Annotated in this window: 6 protein-coding genes; 2 read left to right on the top strand and 4 right to left on the bottom strand. The window is 49.3% G+C overall.

Features of this window, described 5'->3' with window-relative positions; all coding sequences use genetic code 11:
* The first annotated feature begins 61 nt into the window (after positions 1-61).
* Positions 62-1,780, top strand: coding sequence for a proline--tRNA ligase (locus E2B99_RS13825; protein WP_134245840.1), 1,719 nt, complete (start codon positions 62-64; stop codon positions 1,778-1,780).
* A gap of 992 nt (positions 1,781-2,772) precedes the next feature.
* Here E2B99_RS13825 and E2B99_RS13820 read toward each other — a convergent pair.
* Complete coding sequence (locus E2B99_RS13820) at positions 2,773-2,961, bottom strand: hypothetical protein (RefSeq protein WP_134245838.1); 189 nt, start codon at positions 2,959-2,961, stop codon at positions 2,773-2,775.
* Positions 2,962-3,095: 134 nt separating this feature from the next.
* Here E2B99_RS13820 and E2B99_RS13815 point away from each other — a divergent pair, with 134 nt between their 5' ends.
* Entirely contained in the window at positions 3,096-3,371 is a 276-nt protein-coding gene (locus E2B99_RS13815) for an excalibur calcium-binding domain-containing protein (RefSeq protein WP_166739059.1), read from the top strand.
* Positions 3,372-3,656: 285 nt separating this feature from the next.
* Here the strand turns inward: E2B99_RS13815 and E2B99_RS13805 are convergent, their stop codons facing one another.
* The 3 genes from E2B99_RS13805 to E2B99_RS14690 form a co-directional block, all read right to left on the bottom strand.
* A complete protein-coding gene (locus tag E2B99_RS13805; RefSeq protein ID WP_134245832.1) occupies positions 3,657-4,355 on the bottom strand; it encodes an N-acetylmuramidase domain-containing protein in 699 nt (232 codons plus the stop codon).
* 6 nt (positions 4,356-4,361) lie between these two features.
* Complete coding sequence (locus E2B99_RS13800) at positions 4,362-4,736, bottom strand: hypothetical protein (RefSeq protein ID WP_134245830.1); 375 nt, start codon at positions 4,734-4,736, stop codon at positions 4,362-4,364.
* Between the two features lie 133 nt (positions 4,737-4,869).
* On the bottom strand, positions 4,870-19,809 hold the full coding sequence (locus E2B99_RS14690) for a PLxRFG domain-containing protein (protein WP_166739058.1): 14,940 nt from the start codon (positions 19,807-19,809) through the stop codon (positions 4,870-4,872).
* Positions 19,810-19,879 lie beyond the last annotated feature (70 nt).

Genomic DNA, 19,879 nt, shown 5'->3' with positions numbered 1-19,879 from the left:
TTGGTTTCTTTCAATATTGATGATTTTTTCAGTTTAGATTTTTGCTTTAGGACATATATCCATGCGCGCCAGCCGCTTAATGTTTGCTACTTTACGCGAAACCCCCGGTGATGCCGAGGTGATTTCGCACCAGCTCATGCTCCGTGCGGGCATGATTCGTAAACTGGCTACCGGTCTGTACACGTGGCTGCCGCTGGGTGTGCGAGTGCTAAATAAAGTAACGGCCATTATTCGTGAAGAAATGAATAAAAGTGCCATGGAAGTGCTGATGCCGGTCACCCAGCCGATTGAGCTATGGGAAGAATCTGGCCGTGCACAGGCCTATGGCCCGGAACTGCTGCGCTTCCGTGATCGCCATGACCGCCCGTTTGTGCTTGGCCCAACGCATGAAGAAGTCATTACTGACCTGGCCCGTCAGGAGCTAAAAAGCTACAAGCAATTGCCAGTGAATTTTTATCAGGTGCAAACCAAGTTCCGTGATGAAATCCGTCCACGTTTTGGGGTGATGCGTTCGCGCGAATTTATCATGAAAGATGCCTATTCTTTCCATGCCAATCAGGCATCTCTGGAAGAAACCTATCAGGGCATGTATGACACTTATCATGCCATTTTTAACCGGCTGGGACTGAATTTCCGTGCCGTGCAGGCCGATACGGGTTCGATTGGTGGTAATGGCTCGCATGAGTTTCATGTACTGGCTGACAGCGGTGAAGATGACATTGCATTTTCAACAGAATCTGACTTTGCAGCGAATGTTGAAATGGCCGAAGCCGTGGTTACAGGTACACGCCCTGCCCCAGCGCAGGCCATGCAGGTTGTCGATACTCCTAATGCAAAAACCATTGACGAAGTGAGCAATTTCTTAAATGTAAGTCCAAGCCAGACAGTCAAAACCTTAATAGTGCGTGGTGTGGCGGATGATTCTGATCCCAACAGCAAGGGCAAATATAGTCTGGTGGCACTGGTGCTACGTGGTGACCATGAGCTAAACGACATTAAGGCTGAAAAACTGCCCCAAGTAGCCGCACCGCTCACCTTTGCCAGTGAGGATGAAGTGAAAGCGCTGGGTCTGGAATTGGGTTCCATTGGCCCACAAGGCTTAAACATTCCGGTGATTGTGGATCGTGCAGCATCAGTGCTGGCTGATTTTGTCGCAGGCGCTAATCAGGCAGGCAAGCATGGGACTGGCCTGAACTGGGAGCGTGATGCACAAATTACGCTAGTGGCGGACATCCGCAACGTGGTGAATGGTGATCCTTCGCCTGATGGAAAAGGGGTGATTAACATTAAGCGCGGTATTGAAGTGGGCCATATTTTCCAGTTGGGTCAGAAATACTCCGAAGCCTTAAATTGCAAGGTGCTGGGTGAAGATGGCAAGCCATTTGTGGTGACCATGGGCTGTTATGGCATTGGCGTGACACGTGTGGTAGCCGCTGCCATTGAGCAAAATTTTGATGACAAGGGTATTATCTGGCCACAAAGCATTGCACCATTTTCAGTAGCGATTGTGCCTATGAATCAGGCCAAATCGCCACGTGCGGTTGCCGCTGCCGAGGAGTTGTATAACGAATTGCTGGGTGCCGGGTTTGATGTGCTGCTGGATGATCGCAATGAACGTCCGGGTGTGAAGTTTTCTGACCTTGAGCTGGTTGGTATTCCGCATCGTATCGTGGTGTCTGAACGTGGTCTGGATGCTGGCACGTTTGAATATAAAGGCCGCCGTGATAGCGATGCCCGCGAACTCAGCAAGGATGAATTACTGGCGGTGTTAAAGGGTTAATATCTGCCGGATTGTTACCAGCTTAATCCTGCGTTGAACCAGAATTAAAAGCAGGATGATTGATTACAAAGCGACTCATGCCTGTTTTCTATAATGAATAGAAAACAGGCATTTTATTTTTATAGTAGTTAGCTCAATATCGACACAGGGGACAGTGCTTCATAATTTTAGAAGCCAGGGTAAATACTTCATGGGCATGCTGCGTATGAAAAGTATCACTGGCTGATGCAGTCATGAATTGCTGTGTGGAAGCAGGCATTGGCATCTGATGCTGCATAAGGCCATCTGTTCTGGAATGGTCCCATACTATAGATTGTTCCAGAGCATTATTTGCATCGATAACAGAATACCCATTGCTAAACACAGCTGGCTGACAATGGCTTGGAAAAGCAAATAATGCTAGCACCATCCCTACATACACTAAAGTAGGTAGCAAGATGTGCCATAGCAAACACAATAAAGTGACTGCACCCAGTAAGGTACGCCGCTATACAAGCTGTTGGCGAAAGGTTGGCATCATTGCTAGGGATTTCAGCCATCATGAAATGTTGATTAAATTGTATCTGAAAGATAAATGAGGTGCAAAAGCGAATAAAAGTGCGGTTAGTGGTAGAAGTGTTAACTAAAAAGTAAAGAACAGAATTGACCGGAGAAAGCGATTAAATAGATAGCAAAAATAATCGTTTTTTTATTGTTTGAAATTTAGAAAAGGAAATGGGGTGGCTAATGGGACTCGAACAATAAAGATAAGTAATTGTTATTTATACTTTTAATCAAACAATCCAGACCGTAATGTTAAAACAGGTGCTACATAAATTAAAACATAGTCTTAGGGGGTTGTGCTGAAGCTGACCTTTCCCCCTAAATTAGCACCCTATCTAGGGTGCTTTTTTATTCCGCCCTTGGTTAAAAAAAGAAGTGATATGCTTCAATGGTATGCTGATTTTTTAGATGGCAAAGTTGAAATGCCAGCGCATGATGACGAATAATCTTTAGTCAAAAAAAGCCCTGCATCCTCGCTGAAAAGCCTCATCATTGGCCACGTCCGGATCAAGCGTACATTCCCTGGCTGACTTCATAAATCGGGCACTGGAATGGCCAGAATACTCCCCTGTACCCTGCTTATAGCCCGCTTCCCAGGGTAAATAGTCAACAATAAGCATCGGGACAAGTGTTGCCAAGAAAAAGCCAAGAATAAATAAAATAAGTGTTGTAATGCGCATTTTTAATCTACTGATTGTCATCTAGTGCTTGCTGATTTTAACGGTCCGTGTATAAATAGCCAAACGGTAAATAATAAATGCCGAGGAATACTATGCTTATTCGGTTATTAATGATCTTAAGCCTCTTTGCTAGTCCCGCTTATGCCGAAACATCCAATCCGTTTGGCACCACCGACCAGACTTCTAAAAAATCAGTGGCCAAAACGACTAAAAGCCAAAAGGCTAAAAAGACAGAGAGCTGCTCTAACCTGCCGACCCGGTGTGCTGATATTGCCGACTGTGCCGATGCCCAACGTGCCCTACGCTGTGGCATAACACGGCTGGATCGGGATAACGATGGCGTGGCCTGTGACAAAGATTGTCAGTAAGAAGGATTAATAATGAGTAAATACACAATCAACCATTCACGCTGCCCAGCTTGTGGCCGACCCGTAAAACACTATTTTTGGTATTGTAGATGCGGCAATCAGGAACTGGTAAACTGGTCACTTACCCTGAAAATTTTGATTCCCTTTTTATTAATTGCAGGGATTTTCATGTATTTTATTTTGAGAAATGTCTGTCAGCAATCCATGCTTAACGCGCTGCCATTCTGCCCCATTTTTAATTAAAAAAGAGTAGCAAGCTTTAAAGTTGCCGCTCTTTTTACCAGGTTATTTCAGCGCTTTGGCCAATTCAATGTGATAATCATAATCGGCATATTTAGGGCCATTGTAACCTGAAGCAAAGGGGATACAGTCCTTAGGAGTGCTGGATAGCTTCAAGAATGCCATTTGCAGTCCAAATGACTTGATATAACCTGCCAGCATTTCATAGTGTGTTAATTCACTGTTACGCGCCGCCCAAAGCATTTCAATTGGGTGACTATAGCCAAGCATCTTGTAATGCACGCCCATGACTTGAAACTTACCGATACTAATGGACTGGAAAGCGGCATCAGGATCCTTGCATGCTGCATAAGCCAGCTTTTCCCAACTATCAATCACATCATTATCGTTTTTGTCCTGCGTATAATCACCGGCTTTAGAATTGCTATACCAGGTAATACCGAACTTCCCGCGGGTTAAACGATAAAAGTAATGACGCTCATACAGGATTTTAGGCAAGCCACTGGTGAACCAGCCTGAGCCTTTGGCTTCAACACTGGCAACGGCCCGGATACGGCGGTCATTGGTATCGCCCAGCCGGGTTGCAATGGCCAGTACTTCAGCGGGTGTGATGGGAGTCGCCTGCTTGTTGACGAATACATTGATAATGGCTGCACGGGTTAGTGCACCACCCTGCCCATCGATAACCAGCTTAGGGCTGGCACCATGATCATTAAGCCATTGTTGTAACTGTTTAACGTCCATGATGCTTCACTTCCCTACTATGGCCGCAAAAGCGCGTTTCACTTCGGTCACAATCTCACCCAAGGATCTACCCTTATACAGTGCAACCGCCTGATACAAGATACCGACCACCAGCATGCCAAACACCGCGCACATCAGCATGATAAAACCATGGGTCATCAGGCTTTTATGACCAAGATCATAGTACTCAATAAAGGCACTACCACCTGACAGGCTAAAGCACACGCTAAAGGCAAGGTTTGCAATCAGCTTGATACTGACTTTAAAATTACCGTTCTGGTCAATATCACCCGAAAGCACTAGGGCAAAGATTGCTCCGACTACGGCCACAAAAACTTTTAAAAACCACGGCAAGGCCGAGCTGCTGATTGGATCGTTCACTGTTCATCTCCACAAATAAGAAAGCCCTGACTTATAAAGTTCAGAGCTTCTTAAACTCCGTCCTTGGGGTCGGCCAATGGACAGAGTTTCTTGCAGAAGGCTGATATGTGACCAGCCCTACAGGGGGTGCGGACTATTGATCAAAGGCAAAGCGGCCCTCATCCAGCAATTCACGCTTGCCACGCGGTAGATATACCCCGTGCTCAGCCTGATTAATGCGTTTGCGCTTTTGCCGGACACTTTGCATTAAGTGGTTGGCTTGAATGCGATGTGTAGGCTGTGCCTGATTAAACGTGGCAATTTCTGCACGGATCTCATTCATTTTTTCGGTATCACCCTTAATGGCGGCCTGTGAGAAATCATTCAGTAGGTCACTGCGGCGCGATGCTACTTTACGTTCCATGCTCAAAATGGCTGACTTGCCTTCAGTTGCCGTGCGTACGCTGGACGGTGAGAAACCTGCGGCCTGCCCCACAATACTAGGTAGACTAACTTCATCCAGAATGGAGACGCCAGACTTATCAATTGCACCTTCCTGCTCATAGCGCAATGCCTTTAATGGTCCACGTAGTGCAGCCGGCGCCATACTCTCTAAACCATGCGCCCAGTCACCATCGGCAATCTGGCTTGCCCCTTTGGCCAGATTCATGCCAATACCAGCGACTGGCCCCAATGCACCTGACGCAAAAGATTCTGCCCAGCGCTGGCCTTCCAGCCCTTCTTGCGTATCCGGAAAGATCATGTGATCCAGCCCCACACGGCCTGAAATATCAAATGGGGTTGCACGGGACACACCACGTGTCATGACATTGGCTGCGGTTGCGCCAAATGTATCAGCCAGATAGTTTCTAAATGCCGTTTCCGCATCCCATGGCTCGTCATCATCACTGCCTAGCATGGACGCAGCGGCCAGAAGTACGGTCACCATTGGCAGCCCGTAGATTCCCGCGGCAAGGCTATGTGTAATCAGCATTCCACGAATTATCCGGCGCGCTTCCTTTTGCTTGGCTGGATCAGTGGCCATGATGGCCTGCTGGGCATTACGAGCCATGGTGTAAATCATGTTCTGGCTAAATTGCTTGAACAGTAATATGACCTTGGCAGTATTGCCCTGCATGATTCTAGCCCGGTTACCCGCAGAATAGTCAAAGTGGCCAGCATAGGTTGCTTCTACTGCCTGATCAAAGGCATCGGCATGATTGGTATTGGCTGCACGCGCCAACCGGTACGCTGCCAAAAAGGTTGCGCCCCGGTTAAAGCGCTCGGCATGGTGGAACAGAACGCTGGCCCAGCGCATGACTGGGCGCATTTTCCACATCACCGCACTGTCTTCGCCTTGCGCAATCCCAGCAAGGTCATGTGCCTGGGTGACATCAATCACGCCACGGCGAACGGCTTCCTTGTAGGCACGTAATTCATCACCTTGTAACCCCTTGTCCAGCTCATTCTTGTGTTTCATGGCTTCAGCAGATGCGCGGGTGAGTGCCGTAGCTGCCTTATCAAAGCCCCACTTGGCTCCTAGAATGGGATAAGCCACCAACGGGGTTTGCAGTAAATTCACAATGGCTGATGCTGGCGATAAGCCTAAGTGATAAATAAAGCCAAGGCTGGTTAAGGCACTGGATAACGGATGCCCTTTAGGATTCATTAGGGATTCATGCCGCACGTTCATTTCATCAATCACGCTCTGGGCAGTGGGCTGGTCAAAATCCGGATTGTTTTTTTGCTGGTCGCTGTACTTCTGCATGGCATCCAGCTCACTGGCAAGTAGGTCAGCATAACGCAGCTTTGCCAGATAGCTTGCACCATGGAACATGTGCTGTGCAAAAGCCCGGCGTGCATCCTGGCTAAACCCGGCAGTGCCTTTACGATGAATACCATGCTTTGCCCAAGACAAATCTGGTAAGGAGGATAAATACAACTGACCCAAGGTATCTTCCAGTTCGGCCTTTTGGCTGGCTGGAATGTTTTGCTTGTCCAGTTCAGCATACAGCTCGGTCATAAAGCCACGGCCTACCATATCGCGTGATGCCACAAACGCCTTGTCCTTACTCACTTCACTAATGGCAAAGCCCTGATTTTGCGGGAACTGATCCAGCAGCTCTTTACGCATGGCCTGCGCCTCGCCCATGGTTTCTGCCCGGCTGACGCTTTCAACCACGCCTGCATTGTTGCGAACCACCACCACATATTTGCCAAAACGAGCCAGCGGAAAATACACGCCTTTTCGTTTATGGAAAAAGTTGCTGTCCATGTTTTTAAGCAGCTCGGCCTTTTTCTGGTTACTAAGTTCACTGCGCATGATGCGTTGCTTGATGGCGTACATTACTGCCTTTTGATGGTCGGTATAGGCATCACGCACATCGGCATATAAGGCTTTGGCTTCAGGGGTTAGAGCATCATATGCTCTGCGTAATTGCTGATATTTGAAGCGATCGCCCTGACTATATGGCAATGCCGGATCAAAACCGGACAATGTGGCATCATGCATCAGGTTGGCCAGTGCCTCATGGTCTTTGACCTTCGCCCAGCGCTGCGCCAGTTCATCCGCCTTGGCGCCGGCGTCATTCTTGTCGGCGTCCATTTGTGCAGCCAGATTATTGTACTGGGTGAGCTGTGGCAGCAGTTTATGGTAAATATCAACTAACTGGCGGCGTCCCAGTACCTGCAAGCCCACTCCCAGCCAGTCCTTAAACTTATAGCTGGTCTGGTCTTTGATATTTTGCACTGTAGCTGCCTTGATGCCTTGCGCAAACGCACCAGGTGCACGACGGCTGAATAAGGGCTTATCCCCCATCTTCTTGACAATATCCTCAGGTTTGAGTGTATTTTGTTCAGAGGTTCTATTGCCTACTACTCCCCCATGGCCAGTCTTTGACTGTCCTGGGGAGTGGGGAAGCGTAGCATTTGCAGACTGACTTTTATCTCTGGCAACACGCTGCACCATCCGTTCAGCCAATGCCACCACGTCATCAGGATTAAGGTTTAGCGGTACGCCAAGTTTATCAACTGCCCAAGCCTTGATTGCACTGATCACACGCTGAATGAAGCGCTGTATTGCCTGTAATGCCCCACTTTTCTCACCTGCCGCCTGAGCTTCACTGGCTACCGAAATCAGGTAAGGCAAGTATTCCTGCTGTTGTACTGCTGGATCTGTTTCCACCTCTGCGCGGCGTTTAGCTTCCAGTGCCAGTGGGTTGCCAGACTTCACCATAGCCTCAAAACCGCGCATGAGCTCATTGTAGGTGGATGGCTTCATCAAGCCCTGCATTCCGCCATGCCCGCCCAGCTCATGCAGGAATGTGGGAATGATGGTATCAGCGGTTAAGCCATCAGCGACTAATGTGACCTTGCCGTTGTGATAAAAGCCCTCAACACCTGCTTCAGAATGAGTATCCACGATCTCAAGCAAGCCTTGCTGCTCAAGTGACTGGATAACATCCTCGCCAAACTTCTCGACCAGCTTGTCACGTACCTGCTTGGTCGTGGTATTGGTGCGCTGCTGTTCCTGCTGGCGGCTGTGTAGTGGCTTGCCAGCATCGTTGCTGTCGTCCTTTTTCTTGGGCTTAAGCTCATCAATCAAGGCTTCATGCTCTTGCTGCAAACGGCCCATTTCAGCCTGCCTATCCCATTTGGCTTCGGCTTTTTTCTGCAGCTTGGGTGCTTCGGTTTTGGCGTAGTCCAGACTGGATTTTGCCTGGCGTAGCGTATCCGGCAGCTTCTTAACTAGGTTGGTTAGGCGCTGTACCAGATAGTCAGTGGAATCTTGTTCAAGGCTAAAGGTTGTGCTGTATGGCTCGCCTGACTTGCCGGTTAGCTCAAATTCAACAATATTGCTTTGATTTTCTACCGGCTTAATCTCAATCGCAAAGCCATTAATCTCACCAGCAGACGCCGCTTTTTTATCACCAGCTACCTTATGTGCCAGTGAAGCCAGCTTGTTGCCAATCACTTCGCGGGCTTTTTCATCGCCCTGCTGAATCACCTGACCGCTGGCGCTTTGATAGCGGTATTTTTCTGGCTGCTTAATCTGTAGGTCCTGCTCAATATTGGCAATCAATTCAGGCAGGGTTTCAATATCCTGATTTAAACGCTTGAGCATGTCGGCGGCGCGGAATTTATCGCGGCGGAATGAATCGTGTTCTTCCTGCATGTCGCGGAGCTGTTTTTTCAATTCCATTTCACGCAGGATACGCGGATCACCACTTGATGCTGCCTTCATTTCTGCAGCATTGGCGGCTTCACTACCCACATCCTCAACCACACGCGCTTTGGAATCACCCTTGCGAATCTGCTCAATAAAGCGCGCCTTGGTTTCAAGGGTTTGCCACATGCGGCTATCAAGGGTTTGCTTGGTGGCATAGCGGTAAATACCCACTTCAAAGCCATCAGGATCAGCCTTGTAGTGCATATTGCCCTGCCGGATGATACGCCCTTCGCGCTGCTCAAGGTCCGACGGCCGCCACGGTGCATCCAGATGGTGCAAGGCAACCAGGCGATCCTGCACGTTCATGCCCGCGCCCATCTTGGAGGTTGAGCCAATCAGTACGCGAATCTGGCCGGAACGAACCTTGCCAAAAAGCTCCTGTTTTTGCAGGTCGGTATTAGCATCATGGATAAAAGCGATTTCATTTTCAGGAATGCCTTTGGCGATCAGCTTGGCTTTTAGGTCATCGTACACACTAAAGCTGCTGGTCAATGCCTCTAAATCATCAGGGCTGATTTTGTCGAGTTCAGTTTGCGCGTCCTCATCGCCCTGATCGGCACGCTGCATTAAATCATCAATCCGTGCCCGCTCTTTGGCGACTGCGCCTTTTGGCGTGGACAGGTCACAAAATACCAGTTGCGTGCCTTTTTTATCGGCCCACTTGTGATAGTCGGCCATGATGTTGTCTGCTGCTACGTTGACTTTAGAGCCTTCATAATCGGCTGCTGCTGGGTCAATCAGGCGCATGTCCAGTGCCGCCTTACGCGCGTCAGACATAATCTTAAGCATGTTGTCTGCGCCTTTTTCTGGCTTGGTCGGCAGGTTTTCAGAGCGATGTACCAGCGATCCTTCCGGGTAATGCTCAACACCATGCTCATCAACCGATGGCACGCCAATATATTCCGCTTGCACATCACTGCGCTCAACTACGGTATTAATGGGCTTGCCGGTTTTAATCTTGGGCGTGCCCAGGGTTTCGCCGCGCTCGGCCAGTTGCCGGTTAATGTCATCGCGGTTAATCACATCAGCAAAGGACAGGTAGCGCTGCATCAGCTCAGGCATATTGCTAAACTTGGCAAACCGGTTGGTCAGCTTGTACTTGCCTGATGGCGACAGTTCCCAGTCACTCACCACTTCACCAAACATTTTTGCCCATGCGTCAAAATGCTCAACGCCCTGTTCTGCCAGTCGTTGCCCATCCAGGTAGCGCTGCATGGTAAACATTTCGGCCATTGTGTTGCTGATCGGCGTACCGGTTGCGAACACTACTTTGGCGTTGGGGTTATTCTTCTGCAGCATGTTAGTTTTCATGTACAGGTCACTGGCTTTTTGCGAACCCTTGCCATTGCCCAGGCCGGCCACGTTTTGCATTTTGCTGGCAAAGTACAGATTTTTAAACTCGTGCGCTTCGTCAACCATGATGGTATCTACGCCAAGCTCATGCCAGTAAATGTTGTCAGTGTCCTTATTTTGCTCGGCAGATAGCTTTTTCTGTTTTTCTTGCAGCGCCAGGCGGCGATCCGCAATCTTTTTGGCATTGCGCGAATCCTTGCCCTCTCCCTCGCGGGCCTCGGCTTCAAATGCCATCAGCTTATCAATTTCATTTTGAATGAAAGTTGACTCAGCATTAGGATCAACGGCTAATCTGCCAAACGATGAATGCGCCACAATCACCGCGTCATAATCACCATTGGCAATGCGGGCAAAGAAGCGCTTGCGGTTGCCTTTTTCAAAGTCGCGCTTGGTTGCCGCTAAAATATTGGCATTGGGATATAGCTTGGTAAAGTCAGCCGCCCATTGCCCCACCAGATGGTTTGGTACTACCAGCATCGGTTTTTTGGCAATCCCCATGCGGCGCAATTCCATTGTGGCAGCAATTAAGGTAAAGGTTTTGCCAGCACCTACCGTATGGTCCGCCAGAGTGGATGGGTTTTGAATGATGCGCCATGCCGCATTAAGCTGGTGCGGACGCAGGCGGATGACGCTATCGTCTACCTTGCCTTCCAGCTTTAAGTGTGAACCGTCATAGGTGCGGGTCACATCCGTATTGAATGTGTCGTTATACAGGCGGCTTAGGCGGGTACGGCGCTCGTCACTCTCCCAGATCCAGTCTTTCCATGCCCGCTTAACATCATCAACTTTCTTGCCAGCATGGGCGGTTTCCTCCTGGTTAATAACCGTAGTATGCTCATCTACCTTATCGCGCACTACAGGCTTGCTGCCATTTAGCGCATGAGCAACAATGGCTGATGCCTTAACCCTTTCAGTTGAATACTGGGCGTTGGCTGATGCACTGGGCATACCTGCTGCAACAGACCAGGCAGAATCATAGCCGCTATAGTTTGCCTTGCTACCGGTTGTGCTTAGCACATGGTTGATAAAATCAGCCACATCACTCGCAGGAATCCAGTGCGCACCAGGTCGCACCTCAATATCAATGGCTTCAATGTCAGCAGGAATTACCCGTTCCAGTGCCACCACGTTGCGCTCAAAGGCAGGATCTTTGCTGGCTTCCTCTTTGGCTTGTGCCAGTTTCTTTTTGACGTTACCGGACAGGTAAGCATCTTTAGTCACCAGCCCATGCTCAGGATCATTAAAGACCAGATCACCAAGCTCACTGATAATCTCCTGTTCGCTTTTCCCGTACAGTTTGGTCATGGTGTCCATCTGTACCGCGCCATGCCGGTTCATGGATTCAACCAGCGCGTCTTTGGCGCTATTGACTTTGGTGACTACGGTCACAGGTGACTGGGTGCGGGTGCTGAAAATCGCTGCCTTGTGTGCGCTTGGCTTGCGGGTAGGCTCGCCGGTTCTTTTCGATACAGCAACCGATACGCCAGCATCGTAACGATCTTCAAGGGCGGATAACTGCGGCCAGTTGGGGTCATCCCGCATTAGCCGCTTGTTGGCGTCACTATTAATAAAACCGTTTTCTTTAACAAAGGCATCGTAGGATTGATTTAATGCCTTACGTGCCTTTTCAATCTGCGCCTCAGTTGCGGTATGGCTTAACTGCAAGGTGCGCACATCGGCAAGCGCCTGCTGCACGCCAATCATGCCAGTGACGCGCTCAACCGCCTTGTTGTTTGCCAGTTCAACCGGTGCCGCTTGCTGCTCGCCCATCACATCAGGCGTGCGCTCCATGATGCGATCACCGTCAACAAACATGGCGCCGACTTTGACTTCGCTAATGTCGCGGGTTAATGCAGCATTGGTTTCTTCAGCTTTTGATGGCTCGGCCCTGAACACATCTTTAGGCAGGTTGCCAATGGCTTCTTTTAACAGGGCATTGGTATCCTGGCCGTCACGCTTGACCAAGGCACTATCCTCAGCACTATACATGCTGCCATACATGCCAAAATCACCCAGCATGTTTTGCGGGTTTTTCACAAAGTATTCGTTTAGCGGAACAACATTGCCGTTCTTGTCGCGGTAATCCTTAACCTGTGTCCAGCTATGGCCAGTGGGCTGCTCATCCTCGCCCAGCCTACGCAAAAAGATCAGGTCGGTGGTGACTTGGGTGCCGGCATTTGCTAAAAACGCATCATTAGGCAGACGAATTGCCCCTAGAAACTCGGTACGCTCGGCCATGTATTGCCGCGCCTTGTCGTTAGGGGTGTCAAGCATACGGTTAGTGACCACCATTGCCAGTACGCCATTAGGCTTTAAGCTGTCAATGGACTTGGCAAAGAAGTAGTTGTGAATGCTCATGCCGCTGATTTCACGGCGCACCGCATCGGTAATTTGCAGGCGGCCAAATGGCGGGTTGCCAATCGCCACATCAAAATAACCATCAATGGTCTGATAGTCCTGAAAGCCCATTGGCGCCTTGATGTTGGCAGCAGGGTATAACTGCTTGGCAATGCCGCCGGTAATGGTATCAAGCTCTACGGCATGCAATGCGCTCTTGCTGCGCATGCCTTTTGGCATTAAACCAAAGAAGTTACCCACACCTACAGACGGCTCAAGCACACGACCTTGCACAAAACCAAACTGCTTAATGGCATCCCATAGGGCGGTGACAATCTCAGGGCTGGTGTAGTGGGCCGCGTTGGATGAATCAACCGCTGCTTTCATTTCATCAGCGGCAAGTAGTTGCTCAAGTTCGGCAACTTCTTTTTCCCAGCCTTTGGTGACTGCGCCATTGTCGCGTTTAAAGGCTTCGGCTAATCCGCCCCAGCCAACAAACTTGGCTAAGACTTTTTGTTCTGCTGCTGTGGCCTGACGTCCTTCCTGCTCAAGCTGCTTTAGCAGGCGTATGGCCTCTACGTTGTTGCGGTACTTGGTTTTTTTACCGCCAGCGCCAATGTTATCCTCTGCGGTGATATTAAAGGCGCTGTCGGGGGTGTTGGTAGCGACTACGGCCTGTTCAGGCTTGATGCCGCCATTGGCCTTGATTAGTCCTTGCTCTCCGGCAGGATGATGTACTTCTCCCGCACCATCTCCCATGCCTCGTGGGGCTGGAATCCCTGCTGTTCCAGTGCGTCCACTTCCTTGTACGTTAGTTCCGCTGCTTCCTCGGCCTTTTGGTCCAGTATCCCCCGCCTCAGATAATCCTGATACATCCTGGGTCGAAACTCCTTCCAGTGTTCCTTTGCCATCCGTACCCAGTTGCGGTGTGGTGTCATTGCCTTGCTCCTGCATTGATTCAACAATATCTTCAAACAGTTTAACGCGGCGATCAAGGTCTGCGTCACCTATTCTTAATCCTGCCGCTTTATCACGAAGCTCTTTTAAATCTGCCTTAGCATGCGCAAGTGTATAATCCTCATCACCGAACTTAGGTCGGCGTGATTCTGTGGTGCTGTCCTGCTGCTTAACAGCATCATCATCTTTTAGATTAATCTCACCGTTTTGCACCTCGGACGCAAAGCGCATCACATAGGGTTTAATGCCATCACCAAACGCATTAATCAGGGCGCGGATTAAGTCTTTTAGGTTCTTGCCTGCCTCAATGGTGCTTTTGGCTGATTGCACAAAATGCGGCTTGGCTTTGGCGTAGGTGTCCTCATCAAATGATAGGCCGCTATTCATCTTGCCATTGCCACCAAACAGCTTGGCTAAGCCATCCAGCGCATTTAAACCAGCGTCACTTAGGTTTGCACCAATGTCTTTTGCAATCGCGCTTGCGGTACGCTTGGTGTCCTCTTTGTTTTCAGGATCAATCTTTTCAGCTTGGGCTTCCTTTGGCTTTGGCCGTGGTTTGCCTGTAGCAGTTTTGCCTTTAGTGCTACGTTTAGCTTTTGGCTTACTGGTTTCAACCGCGTTATTTTCCTGCGCCACTTCATCAAACAAGGCAGAAATATCATCCAGGCTCATCGACTGGATTTCTTCTACCAGGTCTGGCTTACTGTTTTCAGTTTGTTCCTGTTTTTTTGTGCCCAGCTCACTCCTTACGATTCGAGCTTCTGCCTCATACATATCGGCTTGCTGTCTATACGCCTTGCTTACTGCCGGATCAGTGGCTTCGGCGGCTATCTGATTGGCAGCATCACGAGTTTGTTCATACTGTTCCAGCAGTCCCTCGAGGGTTTTAGGGTGCGGTGCCAGTCGCAAGTCTTGCAGTGCCTTAAATGAGGCAGGACTAACGCCTGCATGTGTATCGGGCGCTTTAACGGCGACTCCCTCTTTTGCTTTAGCTTCAACAAGCTCATCAATTTTTTTGATTGCAGCAGCCTTTAACTGCTCAAAACTCGCATTTGAATCAAAGCCAGCAGCCACGTCAGCTAATACTGCTGCACCAAAAACAATATCGAACTTACCCCAACCTACAGGATTTAACCCCCACTTTTTAGCTACTTTACTTCTGTCTGCTTGTAATGATGTTTGCTTGCCTTGCTTTCTTATCGACTGCTTTAGCCGATTGACGCGCTGGATTTCTCTGGCAATATCCTCTGCAATATCCCCTTTATTTTCTGACATTACCTGAACATCAGATTTTTCCCGCCCTACTTCTGGCTTAGCTGCTTCTTCATTCTGTTTTTCAGTGGTACGTCCTTGTCCTGCTCTGCCAGATTCAGCAGGGTTCGATTCATTAGCTCGCGGGCTGCTGAAGATGTCTTGTTGCGTGTCTTGTTCTTGCTTTCTGGTTCGCTCATTGGTCGCTCCTAAAATTTCACGTCCACCGGGGGCGGTTTCACCCAGCAGATTCTCACCCTTGGTTGATAGGCTGGCCTGACCTACATAATAAGACAGAGCACCTGATACCTTCTCGCGGCTTCTGGCTCTGTTGAAATGATCGCCCCGATAAAATACCGACAACCAGCCCTCTGTTACCGGGTCAATAGTGCCACTAAATATATCATCCTGTCTTGCTACTTCGGCAATTGAACGGCGCTCGGCTCGCGCTTTTTGCACAATACGCACTGCCTCCATCAGGTTAGCGGTAACATCAACGTCCTGTAGCAGCTCGCCATTTTGCACGCCATCACGCATCAATGCCCATTCGCCGGCCACATCCAGCAAGGCTTTACCAATGGAAGCAATCTCGGTATCAGTGCTTTCAAATACTTCGGTCACTAAGGCAGAATCGCCGTAGGCTTTTTGCAGTAGCGCCGCTTGAATCCGACGCCTACCATCTTGTGATAGCTGTCCGTCCTTTTGTTGCATGTTGCCATGCTCGGACTGCGGTACCACTTCATTCATCAGCGCCTTAATGAATGGCGTATTGGTGGGTGAATTAATATCCCCGCCGCGATACAGGCTGGTCACACGGCTGCTTAACTTCTTGGCATCCTGTTCGGCTTGCTCAGATACGCTTAACCCCAATGTGTTGCGCTGATTGGCTTCGCCGGTGTACTCAATACGCTCCTGCATGGTCATGGGAGTGACGCGCTCGCGCACCAGCACCGGCTGCTGCATACCGTTAACGTCATAACCCGCATCACGCAAATGCTGTCTGTATGCTTCGCCGCGTCCAGTCTGGTAGGCTTTGGTAATTGCCAGGGTGCGTCCGTTGCCGCTTTCTACGATATTGTCACTCGATACAATTGGGGCGCCATCAGTCACCGTGGGGCTATCGCCAAGCATGTGCGGGTTTAGGTTGGCGGCAATGTCATTAATCTGGTTGATGGATGCTGAACGTGAACGGTCACGCGGCTGTAATTCCTGTGGGTATGCCGGATTGATTGCACCATTGCCAGTGTGTGACGTGCCAAGCTCTGATGCCTCCACCACCTTGAAGCGCACCTCAATCTGTTTGCCAGATGAGGTGGTGACGGTCTTGGGTTTAGCTGTACCTTGTTGGGCGGGTTGCTGTGCCTGCCCTTGAATCAGCCCTTTGGATTTAAACAGGGACTTAAGACTGTCGTTTTGGTCTAGCTGTGTCCAGCCTGCTGCAAAGTTTCCATTGGTAACGGTATCTATATCCTGCTGGGTGAATAACCCGGCACTGATACCCTTATCGACTAATGACCTTGCACCAGCCTCGCTGTTCATAGCCTGATCAAATTCGGCTTCTGTCATCGACTTGGCATCGGTAGATGCTGGCTTGACTGACTGCTGCTGTACTCCCTGGTTCCCAGGCATATTGCGTTCAATGATTTTCATTGTTTCAGTATTAACAGCAGTAGAATTTTGTTTCAGTAATTTCTTACCGATAACATTTAGGCCGCCTGCGTTAGTTTTCCAACCAGCACGCTTTAAAACTTCGGTTTTTTGCTGTTCATCTAAATTATCCCAAGCATGAGATTCATTGTTTTTATCATCTTGTGACAGATGCCAGATTGCTTGCTGTAAAACTTCGTCTTTTGTTGGCTTTTTTGGGTACGGGTCGCCAGATTGATATGTTTTATCACCATCAAAACTTAGACTTGAAAATTGAGTATTACCACGGCGGCCTGCTGGCGTGGTCTTTGCTGTTTTAGCTAATGCTTCTGCGCGTGCATATAGACCTGGGTATTGCTTCTGCACTTCCTGGTTAAAGGCTTGTGGTCTTGTAGTAGCATCTTTCGCATTGCTGCTTACCTGGGTGTTAATGTTTCGCACATTGGCCCGTAATTGATTCTCTTTATACGGGTTTGGTACTTCTGCATTTTGCTGTTGTACTGCTGGCTCTACACTCTGCGGCGCATCTTGTACGTTCTGCGTAGCAGGCTGTTTAGGCTGAATCTCAAAACGGTTCTTTTCAGTCTGTACAACCTGGTGAGTATCATCAAGTTTATTTTTATCAATAAAGCCTTGTGCCTTTTGCTGGCTTCCAAACCATTTATTATTGCCATCAGCACCAAGTACCGGTGCAGCCTGCTCACCCTGCTGTACCTTTAATTCATTAATCTGTTTGCGTAGCTGTGCCTTTTGCGCCACGTTTTTAGTATCAGCAAGCTGCTGTTCTAGCTGCTCAACCTGATTGCTTTCTGTTGGCTGTGCAGTAGTTGCACTGCTTGCCTGTGCGGGGGTAGTTTCAGCCTGACCGCCATCTAAAAACTGATTAAAGCCAACCAGACTTTGCGGATAGTCACGGGTTTCAACTGCACCGGTTTTGGCATTGGTTAGTTGCACGACTGCCTTATCACCAGCATCCTGCACTTCTACATTGCTAAAGGATGGGGAATTTTTGTAGTAAATAAGATCAGCAGCAGGGCTATGGCTGGTTAATGACTGGCCTTTGTCAGTTAAACCTGTGGTATCGCCGCTGTATTGCTCTAATGCTTGTGTGGCAATATCACGCGCATGCGGTACAGAACCGGGGGCGTATTCGCTGGTGAGTGTTGGTGCTTGCGGGGATTGCTCCTGTGCTGCTGGTGATTGCGCTGCAGCAGCCGGATTGCTTGTGGTGGTCTGCTCGGGTGCCCGACCTACCCATTCACCGGTATCAGGATGCTTAATCCCTAGAACAGCTACTACGCCATCTTCATTCTTGGCAGCATTAAAATTTGGATTATTTAAAAATATATTGGCGCGGCGGCTATTATTCGCCTCAACTGCCTCACCACTAGATAGCTGATCTGCAAGCGAGCGTACATAGCCACCGGGCAGTTCATAGTCCTTGCGCTCATTGATTGCTTGCTCGGTATGCAGTTCAGGATAGCGAGAAGGATCATTTAATTTATCTTTGGTTCGTTGCACCGCAGCCAATGCATCATCCATTACCTGCTCGTTAGTTCGGTTCGTATTGCTGCGCTGTCGAGAAGTATTAATGTCCTGACCATTATCCGCTGGGGTAATTTGTTGTGATGTATCTGGCTGGGCTGGTGCCTGACCTATCCATTCATTCGTGCGTGGATCAAGTGCGCCTAGCACTGTTGCTGAACCGTCCTCATTTTGCTGTACATGATAGTTGGGATTTTGCAGGGCGCTGGCAATGGAATCAGGCTTGTAAAAGGTTACATCTTGCCCCGCTTGCAATAAATCACTGGTGCGTTCCACCATGGCATCAACAGCGCCACCAGCCAAAGCGTTAAAGCCATTCTTGATGTCATCAGCAGTGGTGCGTGGTTTTGTGAGATCACCCGCTGCCTGTGCCGACTCATCCACCTGATTGATTGCTGTATCTGGGTTAGTAATATGTGGTGAAGCGCCACTATCTACGGCCAAAGCAGCAGCAGCGGATAGTGAACCTGCATTGGGGTCAAGGCCTAATTGTTCTGAGGGTTTGGCTGGCTCAATTGATGGGGCTGGCAAGGCTGGATTTGCTGGTGCATCAAATGCCTCAGGCTGGTTTTCAATACCAGTCAGTAAATCAGGTGAGGTATTGGCTGGTGCATTTTGCAGGCGCTCACGGTCAAACCATTCTGTTGCTGTTCCGTCTACCGTTTCTGGTGTGCGCCCCGCCTGTGCTGGATCTTGGCTATTGGGCCTGGGAATATATTCACCTTCCATGGGGGTGCTGCCAAGATCATTTCCTGCTGGTGCTGGTAATGGTGCTAATGGATTATTAGGGTTTTCAGGTGGCAGACTATTGTCCTGTCCAGATGGGCTGGTGGGTGGGTTGCCATGGAAAGGTGCGATACCGCCACCCATTGCCATGCCTGCCAGTGTTCCCATGACGGCAGCATCTTCAACCCCTTCATGCCATGGCTTATCTAGTGCCAGATTTTGAATGATCTGCTCAGATACTGACTGCGGCAATTCTTCCAAAAAGCCTTCTGAGATTGCACCTTCAATCACTTTACGCGGTAAACTCTTTGCAGGCATGGATGCGATTTCACCTGCAACTTGTGCTGGTGTGGCATGACCTCGGGTTAGCAAAGTATCAACATCACCAATCCCCATTTTTTGCGCCAGCTTACCGCCAGCCATGCTAAACAGGGACGTTAAAGCGCCAGTTCCCGCAGCAGCGGCTTGCTGGCCATTATCCAGCAAGCCGTCATTGGTTTGTTGCCGGATATTTTCGGCCTGTGCACCGGCGCCCACTATCCCTTCGCCAACTGCACCAGCCACCAACGGATTGGCAATTTTGGATATGCGCCCGGCAACCCCACCTGCCAGAATTGAAGGTGCTGACTCCACTACTGCATTGGTAATTTGTGAGGGGTTTTCCAAAACATATTTGGTTTTGTTCCAGATCCCCTCGGTGCTTTGGCGGGTTATATCCTGTTCTTTGGCAATATCGGTTTTTTTGTCCTGCCAGTATTTACTGGCTTCACCCATTTTATAAACGCCAGTATCATCTATTGCCTTGCCTGCACGCCCTTCGGTGTACATATCGGCAACGCCAACAGCCATATCTGGCACTGATGCCAGACCCGAAGCAAGGGAAGCGGCAGTATCTTGAAGATGACCAACTATACCCTTATTCTTTTTTACTGGGATCTCATCAGGATGGGTTAAAGTGCCGTTATTCCAATCAATGGCTTCATTATTATTTTCGGGGTTTGCTGGTTGAGTTAAAGTGCCCTTGCTCCAGTCAATTTTAGAATCAGACATGACATACTCCTAAAGATATGTCATATATTGCTATTACCAACACATGGAGGTCTAACCCTACAGGGGATAG

This window comes from Alkanindiges illinoisensis (assembly GCF_004377485.1).
Taxonomy (GTDB): Bacteria; Pseudomonadota; Gammaproteobacteria; order Pseudomonadales; family Moraxellaceae; genus Alkanindiges; species Alkanindiges illinoisensis_A.
This window is presented reverse-complemented; position numbering and strand designations above follow the sequence as displayed.

What these genes read in the sequence shown, in the direction of transcription:
- E2B99_RS13825 (WP_134245840.1), top strand. Translation starts at nt 62, where the DNA reads ATGCGCGCCAGCCGCTTAATGTTTGCTACTTTACGCGAAACCCCCGGT.
- E2B99_RS13815 (WP_166739059.1), top strand. Translation starts at nt 3,096, where the DNA reads ATGCTTATTCGGTTATTAATGATCTTAAGCCTCTTTGCTAGTCCCGCT.
- E2B99_RS13805 (WP_134245832.1), bottom strand. Translation starts at nt 4,355, where the DNA reads ATGGACGTTAAACAGTTACAACAATGGCTTAATGATCATGGTGCCAGC.
- E2B99_RS14690 (WP_166739058.1), bottom strand. Translation starts at nt 19,809, where the DNA reads ATGTCTGATTCTAAAATTGACTGGAGCAAGGGCACTTTAACTCAACCA.